The sequence below is a fragment of the Bradyrhizobium sp. genome (assembly GCF_050014615.1).
Lineage (GTDB): Bacteria > Pseudomonadota > Alphaproteobacteria > Rhizobiales > Xanthobacteraceae > Bradyrhizobium.
In genome coordinates, this window is record NZ_JBEKCZ010000009.1 from 38,306 (window position 1) to 49,492 (window position 11,187).

The following is an 11,187-nucleotide window of genomic DNA, read 5'->3' on the forward strand; positions in this document are numbered from 1 at the left end:
CGGTGGCCGAAATTCATCTCACCGGCCGTCCAGCCTCGCCGGGCCTCGCCATCGGAGCGGTCACCGTGCTGACGGCCGCTGTCGCGAAACGGACCCCGACCGGCGATCCCGCGCAGGAGGCGGTTGTGTTGAAGGCGGCGATCGAAGGCGCGACAACGGAGATCGCCGAACTGGTCGGCGCGGTCGACGGCGATGTGGCGGACATCCTGCAATTCCAGGTCGCGATGCTGGAAGACGATGCACTGGCGGAGGGAGCCTACGACGCCATTTCGGCCGGTGTGGCCGCCGACCATGCATGGCGTTCGGCTCTCGACGCGGAGATATCCGGTTATCGCTCGGCAGAAGATGAATATTTCCGTGCCCGTGCCGCGGATATGGTCGATATTCGCGACCGCGTACTCGCACGGCTGAGCGGAGTGGATACGGTCGCGAAGATTACCGGCGGTTCGATCGTCGCCTGTGACGACATCTCGCCCTCAATTTTTCTTGCCGCCGACTGGACGCGCGGTGGTGCCATCACGCTAGGCGCCGGCTCGCCTTCCTCGCATGTTGCCATGTTGGCGCGCGCGCGGGGAGTCCCCATGGTGGTCGGGCTCGGCCCGTTGTCGTGGAACGGGCCGCCACCGGCGTTGGCGCTGGTCGATGGCGATGCCGGTACCGTGATCTTTGACCCCGAGCCGGGAACGCAGCGTCTGTTCGAGCACCGCATGGCGGTTGCGAATGCTGCGCGAGCCGCCGCAGATGTCGGTCGCACCGAGCCTGCATGCACCGCCGACGGTCGGCGGATCGCGGTTCTTATCAACATCGCCGCGCCTGAAGACCTCGCGGGCCTCGATCCCGCGATCTGCGACGGCATCGGCCTGGTGCGCACGGAATTTCTGTTCGAGACGTCCCACGGATTGCCGGACGAGGACACCCAATACGCGGTCTATCGGCGCATTCTCGAATGGGCCAAAGCCAGGCCGGTGACGATCCGCACACTCGATGCCGGTGGCGACAAGCCGATCGCCGGTTTGACGGCCGAGGGCGAGAGCAACCCGTTTCTCGGCCTTCGCGGCATCCGCCTCTCGCTGGCGCGGCCGGAGGTGTTCCGCGTGCAGTTGCGGGCATTGTTGCGAGCGGCGGTGCATGGGCCACTCAAAATCATGCTGCCGATGATTGCCATCCCCTCGGAATTCGACCGCGCCGCCGTCATGCTCGATACCGAATTCAGTGCACTCAGGGCCCAAGGGATCGCGTGCGCTCGCCCGCCGCTCGGCATCATGGTCGAGGTCCCTGCGGCGGCGCTCCGCGCCGAGTATTTCGGCGCGGCGTTCTATTCGATCGGCTCGAACGACCTGACCCAGTATACCATGGCCGCAGCGCGCGATGTCGGCGCGGTCGCCGACCTCAACGATACCGGCGATCCAGCGGTGCTGGCACTCATCGCCCGGACCGTTGAGGTCGGGCGCAAGCGCGGCGTCGAGGTCTCGCTCTGCGGCGACGCCGCGGCCGATACGCACCTGACGACGGCGCTGCTTGCGACCGGACTGACTAATCTCTCGGTGTCGCCGATTGCGGTCGCGCGGCTCAAGACGGCCATCGCAGGGATCCGTTCATGACTTACGGTGCGGGCGAGGGCCCCCGTGGACCGGGCGACAGCAATGTCGCGGACTACAAGCTCATCCTGCGGCGGGTGCTCGACAACCGGCCATCCGGAACCCGGCTGAAGCTGGCGGCGGCATTGGGCAAAAACCGCTCCTTCGTGACCCAGATCACCAATCCCGCGTATCTGGTGCCGATCCCGGCGAAACATGTCTCGATCATCTTCGAGATTTGCCATCTGTCCGGCGCCGAGCGCGCCGCGTTCCTCGAAGCCTACGGGCGCGCGCACCCCGGACGACTGCGTGCACCCCACCGCGAAGCGCACACGCGCACCGTCACGGTGACGGTGCCCGACCTCGGAGACGACAAGAAGAACCGGGCGCTCGAACAACTCGTCGTCGATTTTGCGGCGCAGCTAGCGCGTTATGCCGAGAGCGTGGGCTGAAAAATTGATCCGAATGGCAAGGTGAACAATCGGGAGGACGTTCATGAAGAAGCTGATCAACAGCGTCGATAAGGTACTCGAAGAAAGTCTTGATGGCTTCGCGGCAGCCCATGCGGATATCCTGCTTCTTGGCGCCGAGCGCAAATTCGTGCGGCGCCGCACGCTCAAGCCTGGAAAGGTGGCGCTGATTTCGGGCGGCGGTTCGGGGCACGAGCCGCTGCATGCCGGCTATGTCGGTCACGGCATGCTCGATGCCGCCTGCCCGGGCCAGGTCTTCACCTCACCGACGCCAGACCAGATGATCGAGGCCGCGGAGGCCGTCGACACCGGCGCGGGTGTCCTTTTCATCGTCAAGAACTACGAAGGCGATGTGATGAATTTCGCCATGGCTGCCGAGATGGCCGGGCGGGAAGTCGCGAGTGTGGTGACCAACGACGACGTGGCGGTTGAGAAGTCGACCTACACCACCGGCCGTCGCGGTGTCGCAGGTACCCTGATCGTGGAAAAGATGGTCGGCGCGGCGGCCGAGACCGGGATGCCGCTGGCCGATCTCAAGGTGCTTGGCGACGAGGTCAACCGGCGCACGCGCTCGATGGGGGTGGCGCTGACGCCGTGTACCGTACCGGCGGCGGGGCGGCCGAATTTCACATTGGCCGATAATGAGATGGAAATGGGCGTCGGCATTCACGGCGAGCCCGGTCGGCGCAGGGTGCCGCTGGCTTCTGCTGACGCGATCGCCGCCGAACTGCTCGAAGCGATCCTCAAGGATCTTGCGCCGAAGCAGGGGAGTGAAGTGCTGCTTCTCGTCAATGGGTTCGGCGCCACGCCGCTGCTCGAACTCTATTTGATGGTCAACAGTGCCAAGCGGATTCTGGACGGCGCGGGGATCACGGCGACGCGCTTCCTGACCGGCTCCTATGTGACGGCTCTCGACATGGCTGGCGCATCAATCACCGTATCGGTGCTCGACGGCGACGCCAAAGCCCTGTGGGATGCGCCGGTGCACACGGGGGCGCTGCGCTGGGGCGCCTGATCAAGCAGGCGCCGCTCAACGAGCGATCCGCAGAATTATTCAGGATGATACGCGGAATGCTGCAAACCATGCGACACTCGAATGGATGGAGCGAAAACGCCCCGCGTCCAGTTCAAGGCCAGCCGCTGGCCCTCCACAATTTGATCGTATGACATTTTCGACGCGACCGCATCGCGCAACCTCGCATAGGCATCCCGCTCGCGCCCGTTGGTGCGCGCCGCGGCGAGGTCGAGCCATTTATAGGCGAGAACGAAGTCCTGCGGCACGCCGTGGCCCTTGTCGTACAGCAATCCGAGCATGCCTTGAGCAAAGGTATTCCCCTGAACAGCGGCCCGGGCGTAGAGGTCAGCGGCGGCTTCGTAGGCTTGCGGCTCGCCCAAGCCGTGTTCGTACATAAAGCCGAGTCGAGCCAGCGCCCTGGCGTTGCCGCGCTGTGCAAGCGTCGACAGTTTTCTGACCGCGCGAATGTCGCCACTCCTGGAATAGGCTGCGGTCGTCGGCGCCAGCGTATCGGCATACACGATCTGCGTCGCAGCGGCACCGGACAACACACCGAGCAGAACGGCCCACAGGCTCCGCCGCCCGACTAAGGCGGCGAGCGCGCAGCAACGGCGCGCAACAGCCGGAACCGCCATGCCGGTATCAATGGACACCGGAGGCCTTTTTGTCATTTGCCACCTCAATGGTTCCGCGCAATTTCGATCGAAGTTCTTCGGCCACAATGTGGGCATCCGAGCCGTCACGGATGATCTGCGGCCGGATGAAAATGATCAGCTCGGTGCGTGCCGTGGATTTGTCCTGAAAACCGAAGGCGTCGCCGAGAATCGGAATTTGATCGAGCCCCGGCAACCCGGTGCGCGTGCCGTTCTGTTGCTCGCTGATCAATCCCGCCAGCAGCACCGTTTGCCCGGTCGCCACCGAAATCGAGCTCTTGACCTTTCGTTCCGACACCGTCGGCGTCAGGCTGGTGGCGGTAGCGGCCGAGACGTTGCTGATCTCCTGTTCGATGTCGAGCCTGACATTGCCGTTGACGCTGATGCGCGGAGACACCCGGAGAATGATGCCGGTGTTGCGATAGTCGATCGTGTTCACGACGGTGTTGCTCGTCGTCAGCACCGTTGCGCTACCGGTGGACACCGGCACCGAGTCGCCGACCTGAAGGGTGGCCACCTGATTATTGATGACGACGAGCGAGGGGTTCGAGAGAACCTTGACGGTGGTGACGTTATGCAGAGCCTGGAGAATGAGGCTCGGCTGTGTTTCCGATCCGACCAGGAAGTTGAATCCTGGAAATGCGCGATTGATGAATGCATTGGTGACAGAACCCGCGACCGACACCAGACCCGTCGTGGGGTCCGTGGTGGTAGCCGGCGCGGTCGTTGCCTGGGTGTTGAGAATGGAGCCGGTGTTTGGCTTCAGTCCGATATTTTGGCTGGTCAGGTAGGTTTGCACGCCATAATTCAGGTCGTCGTTGAGCGTCACCTCGGCGATCGTCGCGTCGATTGCGACCTGCAATTGCGGTTGATCGACCTGATTCAGGGTCGCTTCGATGATCCGGTAGTTGGCCTGGTCCGCGTAGATCAGCAGCGTATTGTTGATAATATCCGGCGTGATCCGGACGTCCTGCAAAACCGGTTGGCCGTTGCCTGCCCCTGGGGGGCGGCCGTCGAGTGCTCCATTCCCGTTGGCCGCATTCGCGCCCCCCGCTTGCGCGCCGGATCCGAGCGTACCGCCGCTTCCGGTTCCGCCGCGCGGGCCAAATCCGTTCGTCGATGATGATGATGATGCGCTACCGTTCTGCGAAAGACGGTCGCCGCTGGAAGTCGTGGATGCGCCCGATCCGGGCGCGATCTGATTGTCGGCGCTGTCGAGCAGGCCGGAGGACGAGCCGCCGATGAACATGTCGGTGAGCACCCGCGCAATCTGGCGGGCCTCGCCGTATTTCACCCGATAGACGTGGACGCTGGTTCTCGCGGTATCCGCGTGATCGAGCCGCTTGATCCAGGTCGCGGCGGCGCGCAGCAATTCGGGCTTTTTGCTGACCACCATGATGGCGTTGAGACGGGCCACCGGTTGAAACTTGATGACGTTCTGGCTGAGACCGTTTTCGCCGGAGTCCACGATCTTTTCCAGTTCCGCGATGATGGGTGCCGGGCCCCCGCTTGAGATCGGAAAAATTCCGACCGATTGGCCGCGCATCCAGTCGACGTCGAAGCTGACTGCGGTGTCCACAGCGGAGCGACGCTCGGCACCGGTGCCCTGAATCAGCAGAAGATTTCGTGGTATGTCGGCACGGACCGTACCAGCCTTGGTGGCAAAGCTGTCCATCAGTTTCAACAGCGTTTGCGCCGAAACATATTGCAGCGGTACGACGGAAACTCCAAAGCCCGGTTCTGGGCTGGAGGCGGCCGCATCGACCCGCCCTGCGCCGACCGCGTCGCCGAGCGGCGTCAGACGATAGCCGGTGGTGTCGCGGAGCAGAACTATTCCACTGAGCCGTAAGGCATTTTCGAGCACGAAGATGATATCGGATTTGGCGACCGGCCTGACGGAGACAAGGCTGACCGTGCCCTGTACGCGCGGATCGATGGTGTAGCCCACGCCCAGGATATCGCCCAACACGACTTTGGCGACGGTGGCCACAGGCGAGTTTTCAAAATTCAGATCGAAGCCGCGACCGCTGGCGACCGGCTGCGGGCGCTCTTCGGAGACCGCGGTCACCTCCGTGCCTTCGAATACCACGGGTTGGCTGCGTTGGCCCGAAGTGGTGGTGGCGGCGCTTATCGGCTGCGGCTGGCGCGGCAGGATGTCCAGTGAACGCACCTTGTCGAGCACGTCGATCTGGGAGCTATCCGTCGTCGAACTGGTGGTCGCGGAATTGCAGGAGACCAACACACCCGTGGCCAGCAGCACGAAAATGGCGCAAACGCTGCGACCGATCGTGGGATACCAGCCCAGTTTACCCACGCGTACCATATTTCCGCCGTTCTACCTGTCTGTCCGGACTCGTGGATTGTTTGTCACAATCCATCCGGTCCGACCGGCATAGATAGCGGCGGAGTGTGACAGGAATTATTATTCGCGCCGGAGATCGCTGATTCATTCGGCAAACCGTCCCGAAATTTGAGAGGAATGTTGCTGCCGAGTGACGGTCGCCGCTGATTTTTCTTTAAACGGCCTCCATGCCGTGCGCTTCGTACAGCTGTCACACTTTGGATCAATAACCCTGCCGTTGCCGACAGCTCTCGGACGACGGCCATGGCGGCGTTGAGCGATCCGCCGACCGGTCTCAAAAGCGATGCGACTGGAAGGACGAATGACCACCGACCTGTCTTCACGGTTCGTGGAACATCTGCGTCAAAACAAGCATTTGACGCGGGTGGACGACCGCGACACCACCGCCGGGCAGGAGGCTTCCGTTCGCCGTCAAGGCAAGCTTTGGGAGCTCACCGACCTGTCGGCCGGCGAGTTCGCGGACGAAGCGGCGCGTTTCCACGGTCTGGAACGCGCGGCGCTGCAGGACATGCTGTCCGCGGTGCCGCTGGTGACGTCATTCTCGCAACGCTTCCTGCGGGAAATGATGGTGCTGCCTTATCGATCGGCCGACGGCGCCGCAGTGCTCGCGGTGGCGGATCCAACCGACATGGCAGCGCGGCGTGCCGCCCAGATCGTGCTCGGTGAGGGGGTCGTCATCAGGGTCGCGGCATTCGACGATCTAGCGGTCGCGCTCGGTCAGCGTCTGGGCGAAGACGACGTCGAGGCCATGGGCGGCGGCGAGACCGCGCAGCCGCGCGAAGACGATATCGAGAGCCTGCGCGATCTGGCCAGCGGCGCGCCCGTGGTGCGCGCGGTCAACGATCTCCTTGAAAAGGCGGTCGAACTTCGTGCCAGCGACATTCATATCGAGCCGTTCCATAGCGGGCTGGTAGTCCGCATGCGCATCGACGGCTTGTTGCGCCCGGTCGCGGCGCCCGCAGGCGTCTTGCCTCAAGCCGTGATTTCCCGCATCAAGATCGTCGCCAGCCTCAACATTGCCGAGCGTCGCCTGCCGCAGGACGGCGCCGCGCGACTGCGTGCGGGGCGTTCCGACGTCGACATCCGCGTCGCGATCATGCCGACCCAGTACGGGGAATCCGCGGTTATCCGCATCCTGCCGAAGGATCGAGGGTTGCTCGTTGTCGAGAAACTTGGATTTTCATCGGCCGACGACGCCACGCTCCGCCGCTTGCTGAAGATGCCCCACGGCATGATCATCATCACAGGCCCGACCGGCAGCGGCAAGACCACGACGCTGGCGACCATCCTGTCGATCCTGAACGAGCCGGTTCGCAAAATCCTGACCATCGAGGATCCGGTCGAGTACGAAATACCCGGCGTTAATCAATCGCAGATCAAGCCGGCGATCGGGCTGACCTTTGCGGCGGCGCTGCGTTCGTTCGTTCGCCAGGATCCCGACGTCATCATGGTCGGCGAAGTACGTGATGCCGAGACCGCGCATGTGGCCGTCCACGCGGCGCTCACCGGGCATCTGGTGCTGACAACGTTGCACACCGAAACCGCCGCGGCGGCGGTGCCCCGCCTGCTCGATCTCGGCGTCGAAGGCTACCTGTTACGATCGGTGTTGCGGGCGGTCGTTGCACAACGGCTGGTTCGTCAGCTGTGCGAACGCTGCAAATCCCCAAAAACTCTCACCGAGGCTGACCTCGCCGAAGACCCTCGGCTCGGTGCGTTCGGTTTCCGCCCCGGTGAGACGCTTCAGCAGCCGTGCGGCTGTGAGCGCTGCGGCGGCCTTGGCTATCGCGGCCGGTTGGGGGTGTTCGAGATTCTCGAGCTGTCCAACGATCTTCGCGAACTGATCGGAGAAAAGACCGACGGGCTGAAGATCGACGAGATGGCTATCCGCGCCGGGATGACGACGATGCTCGACGACGGTATCGCGAAATGCCGCGCCGGATTGACCTCGCCCGCGGAGATTCTCCGCGTCACAACCGTGCGGTGAACCGTGCCGAATTATCGCTATCGAGCCCTGACCCAAAACGGCGAGATCGTGCACGGCACGCTGTCGGCGCCTACGCCCGCGGAGGTCGCGCGCCGGATCGAATATCTCCGGCTGCTGCCGATCGAGACCACCGAGGACAAGCGAACGACCGCCGGAGCCGGCGGGTTCGGGCTGTTCGGCCGGCCGAGTGCGGCCGAGGTGACGACGTTCACCCGGGATCTGGCGCTGCTCTTGAAGGCGGGCGCTCGCCTCGACGACGCCCTCGAACTGCTTGCCAGCGATTCCGATGTCGGCCGGTTGCGTCCGGTGGTTGGCAAGCTGCGCGCGGCCCTGCTCAGCGGAGAAAGCCTGGCCGATGCGGTTGGCAATCATCCGCTGCTGTTTCCCCCGATGTACGGCGCGCTGGTTCGCGTCGGCGAAGTCTCGGGCACGCTCGACCAGGTGCTTGACATGCTGGGAACAGAACGGAACCGATCCGAGCAGATGCGTCGCAAGCTCACCGATGCGATGCAGTATCCGATCTTCGTGCTGATCGCGGCGGCCTGCGTCATGCTGTTCTTTATCCTGTTCGTGCTGCCACAATTTTCATCGGTTCTGCAGGACTTCGGCGCAAAGTCGGACACCGCGCTCAGCGTCTTCATCAGGCTGTCGGATTTCCTGCGGGCCAACGCGACCGTGGCGCTGCTGACCTCCGCCGCGGCGGTGGCCGGAATCTGGTGGCTGCTGCGCCGGCCCGGCACCGGTGCGGTGGTCATGAGCGCGATCTCCCGCGTTCCGGGAATCGCCGGCGTCTTTCTGTTCTATCGTACAAGTCTTTTCTGCCGCAATCTCGGCGTCCTGCTTGGCAGCGGCGTCAATCTGACCGCAACCCTGCGTATCCTGGTCGATATCATGGCGGTGACCGGCGGCGAGGCCACCTGGGCGGCGGCCGCGGATCGCGTGCGTCACGGCGGCAAGCTGTCCGATGCCCTGTCCGCCGCGAGCAGTCTGCCGCCGATGGCGGTCCGCATGCTGCGGCTGGGCGAGGAAACCGGACAATTGCCGGCGCTGGCGGCCCGGGTCGCCGAATTCTACGAAGCGAAGTTGCAGCGCAGCCTCGACCGCATCGTCGGCATCGTCGGACCGCTTGCTATTGTCACCATCAGCACGGTGGTCGGCGGACTGATCGTGTCGGTCATGACCGCGCTGCTGTCGGTTACTCAACTTGTCGGCTAGATCAGAGGTTGGTTCATCATGATAACGATCAAAGACATCGGCGGGTTTTTCGTTCGGCGCGCAAAGCCCGGACAGGCGCGGGAAATTTGTCGCCGGCAGACAGGCCAGCAGGGTTTTACGTTGGTCGAAATGCTGGTGGTCATCACCATTATCGGCCTCATCATGGGTTTGATAGGTCCGCGCGTTCTGAACTATCTCAGCGAATCCAAGGTCAAGGCCGCGAGGATTCAGTTGCAAAGCTTCGCGGGCGCGCTCGACCTGTTCTATCTCGATGCCGGCCGGTTTCCATCGACGGGCGAAGGGCTGGCAGCCCTGGTCCGGCAGACGCCGGGCGTCGCCGGCTGGAACGGGCCTTATCTCAAGGGCGGCAATATTCCCAACGATCCCTGGAACCACGGCTACGTGTACCGGTCGCCCGGGGAGCATGGACCCTATGACATCGTATCTTACGGCGCCGACGGCCAGGAAGGTGGCAGCGGGGTCGCGGCGGATATTTCACTCGAGAACCTGACCAGTGCGAAAAATGAGTGATGGCGCCCAACGCGGCTTCACCTTGCTGGAAATGGTGTGTGTCCTCGGCATTATCGCGCTGTTGGCGGCCGTGCTGTTGCCGTTCATTCCACGTGAGACATCCCGGGCCCGGTTGCAGGCCTATGCGCTGCAGACCGCGACGCTTCTGAAAGCGGATCGGGGCGCGGCGATCGGCCGGCAGACCAGCGTCGCGACGCTGGTCGATGCGGGCGCACGCGCGATCCACTCGGGCGCGACGTCGGAGTCAATCCGCATACCCGACGATGTGCGCTTCGACGCCATGCTGCCGCAGACCTGCCGGCGACAGGCGGCGCTGTCGACGATCAGTTTTTTTGCCAACGGAACGTCATGCGGCGGGACCATCGCGCTGACGCGCCTCGATACGGGCTTTGAAATTCGCGTTAACTGGCTGACCGGGAGGGTCGAGATTGTTTCCCGTAACACCGCCTCCAACTGACCGCCGCGACGCCGGGTTCACGATCATCGAAGTGCTGATCGCGCTTGCGATCGTGGCCGTCTCCGTCGTTGCGATCGGTTCGGTGATGGCGACCAATGTGCGGGGCGTGCGGTCGCTGGAGCAGCATGTCGCACTGATGCAGGCGGCGCGCACGGTCATGACCGCGGGCATTCCGGCGCGGACCAGACTTGGCCCGGGTGCCCTGTCGGGGCAGATTGACAATTATCGCTGGACGATCGACGTCGGTCCGCTCGGCGGCGACTGGGCGGTGCCGGGCGCTGACATTGCCTGGGTTCCTGAACTCGTCAGAATTCGTGTTCGATCTCCTTCCGGCGCGGTATCGGACATTCGCACCGTGCGGCTGATGCACAGGCCCGACGAATGAACGCTCCGCTTGCACAACAACGGATCGGCGAGCGCGGCTTTACGCTGCTCGAAACCATCGTCGCGCTGGCCTTGACGGGGCTGGTATTGTCGGCGCTGGCCAGCTTGACCGCGCAATGGCTGCCGAACTGGAATCGGGGCGTCGAACGCATCCAGCGCAGCGAAGTGATGGGGATTGCGCTGCAGCGCATCGGCGCCGATCTCGCGGCGGCCGAATATGTTCCCGCCAACCGCGACTCGCACCATCCCCTGTTCGATGGGAAGGAGCTGTCGGTGATCTTCGTGCGCACGGCGTTGGGCCCAAACGCCGCGCCGGGGCTGGACGTCGTGCGTCTGGGCGAGACCACCGAAAACCGGGAATTTGTAGCGGTCCGTTCACGGGCGCGTTTCACGCCGCTGCCGCCGGCGTCGACATTGTCCGAACAGCTGCATTTCGCCGACCCGGTGGTGCTGTTGCGAGCGCCGTTCCGGCTGTCGTTCGCCTATGCCGGCCCGGACCGGATATGGAAAACCATCTGGCGTGATTCCGAAAAGCTGCC

General features: G+C 63.8%; 11 protein-coding genes (1 of these 11 running past the window's edge). 9 read left to right on the plus strand and 2 right to left on the minus strand.

Annotated features, from left to right (window positions below; all coding sequences use genetic code 11):
- Window positions 1–2: 2 nt before the first annotated feature.
- From ptsP to dhaK, 3 genes are read left to right on the plus strand one after another with little or no spacing between them, the layout of a single operon-like run.
- Window positions 3–1,601, plus strand: a complete 1,599-nt coding sequence (gene ptsP, locus ABR948_RS02775) for a phosphoenolpyruvate--protein phosphotransferase (protein ID WP_428113909.1) — start codon at window positions 3–5, stop codon at window positions 1,599–1,601.
- Complete coding sequence (locus tag ABR948_RS02780; RefSeq protein ID WP_428113910.1) at window positions 1,598–2,029, plus strand: hypothetical protein; 432 nt, start codon at window positions 1,598–1,600, stop codon at window positions 2,027–2,029. The genes ptsP and ABR948_RS02780 overlap by 4 nt, the downstream gene beginning before the upstream one ends.
- Window positions 2,030–2,072: 43 nt before the next feature.
- Window positions 2,073–3,062, plus strand: a complete 990-nt coding sequence (dhaK, locus tag ABR948_RS02785; RefSeq protein WP_428113911.1) for a dihydroxyacetone kinase subunit DhaK — start codon at window positions 2,073–2,075, stop codon at window positions 3,060–3,062.
- A 35-nt stretch (window positions 3,063–3,097) separates the two neighbouring features.
- On the opposite strand, the gene ABR948_RS02790 is transcribed toward dhaK, so the two are convergent.
- Both ABR948_RS02790 and gspD read right to left on the minus strand, forming a co-directional pair.
- Window positions 3,098–3,715, minus strand: coding sequence for a tetratricopeptide repeat protein (locus ABR948_RS02790; protein WP_428113912.1), 618 nt, complete (start codon window positions 3,713–3,715; stop codon window positions 3,098–3,100).
- Entirely contained in the window at window positions 3,705–6,038 is a 2,334-nt protein-coding gene (gspD, locus tag ABR948_RS02795; RefSeq protein ID WP_428113913.1) for a type II secretion system secretin GspD, read from the minus strand. The genes ABR948_RS02790 and gspD overlap by 11 nt, the downstream gene beginning before the upstream one ends.
- 340 nt (window positions 6,039–6,378) lie before the next feature.
- Here gspD and ABR948_RS02800 point away from each other — a divergent pair, with 340 nt between their 5' ends.
- The 6 genes in view from ABR948_RS02800 to ABR948_RS02825 are tightly spaced (at most 18 nt apart) and all read left to right on the plus strand, a layout consistent with a single transcriptional unit that may run on beyond the window.
- Window positions 6,379–8,061, plus strand: coding sequence for a GspE/PulE family protein (locus tag ABR948_RS02800; protein ID WP_428113914.1), 1,683 nt, complete (start codon window positions 6,379–6,381; stop codon window positions 8,059–8,061).
- 3 nt (window positions 8,062–8,064) lie between these two features.
- On the plus strand, window positions 8,065–9,276 hold the full coding sequence (locus ABR948_RS02805) for a type II secretion system F family protein (RefSeq protein ID WP_428113915.1): 1,212 nt from the start codon (window positions 8,065–8,067) through the stop codon (window positions 9,274–9,276).
- An 18-nt stretch (window positions 9,277–9,294) separates the two neighbouring features.
- On the plus strand, window positions 9,295–9,807 hold the full coding sequence (gene gspG / locus ABR948_RS02810; protein ID WP_428113916.1) for a type II secretion system major pseudopilin GspG: 513 nt from the start codon (window positions 9,295–9,297) through the stop codon (window positions 9,805–9,807).
- Entirely contained in the window at window positions 9,800–10,264 is a 465-nt protein-coding gene (locus tag ABR948_RS02815) for a prepilin-type N-terminal cleavage/methylation domain-containing protein (RefSeq protein ID WP_428113917.1), read from the plus strand. The genes gspG and ABR948_RS02815 overlap by 8 nt, the downstream gene beginning before the upstream one ends.
- A complete protein-coding gene (locus ABR948_RS02820; RefSeq protein ID WP_428113918.1) occupies window positions 10,236–10,649 on the plus strand; it encodes a PulJ/GspJ family protein in 414 nt (137 codons plus the stop codon). The genes ABR948_RS02815 and ABR948_RS02820 overlap by 29 nt, the downstream gene beginning before the upstream one ends.
- A protein-coding gene (locus tag ABR948_RS02825) for a PulJ/GspJ family protein (protein WP_428113919.1) crosses the window boundary here: on the plus strand, window positions 10,646–11,187 show its 5' portion. 178 nt of this gene lie beyond the right edge of the window; the window shows 542 of its 720 coding nt (coding positions 1–542); the start codon lies at window positions 10,646–10,648; its stop codon lies off the right edge, out of view. Before ABR948_RS02820 ends, ABR948_RS02825 begins: the two co-directional genes overlap by 4 nt.

Coding starts and splice junctions, on each gene's coding strand:
- ABR948_RS02800 (WP_428113914.1), top strand. CDS start 6,379: ATGACCACCGACCTGTCTTCACGGTTCGTGGAACATCTGCGTCAAAAC.
- gspD (WP_428113913.1), bottom strand. CDS start 6,038: ATGGTACGCGTGGGTAAACTGGGCTGGTATCCCACGATCGGTCGCAGC.
- ABR948_RS02780 (WP_428113910.1), top strand. CDS start 1,598: ATGACTTACGGTGCGGGCGAGGGCCCCCGTGGACCGGGCGACAGCAAT.
- dhaK (WP_428113911.1), top strand. CDS start 2,073: ATGAAGAAGCTGATCAACAGCGTCGATAAGGTACTCGAAGAAAGTCTT.
- gspG (WP_428113916.1), top strand. CDS start 9,295: ATGATAACGATCAAAGACATCGGCGGGTTTTTCGTTCGGCGCGCAAAG.
- ABR948_RS02815 (WP_428113917.1), top strand. CDS start 9,800: ATGAGTGATGGCGCCCAACGCGGCTTCACCTTGCTGGAAATGGTGTGT.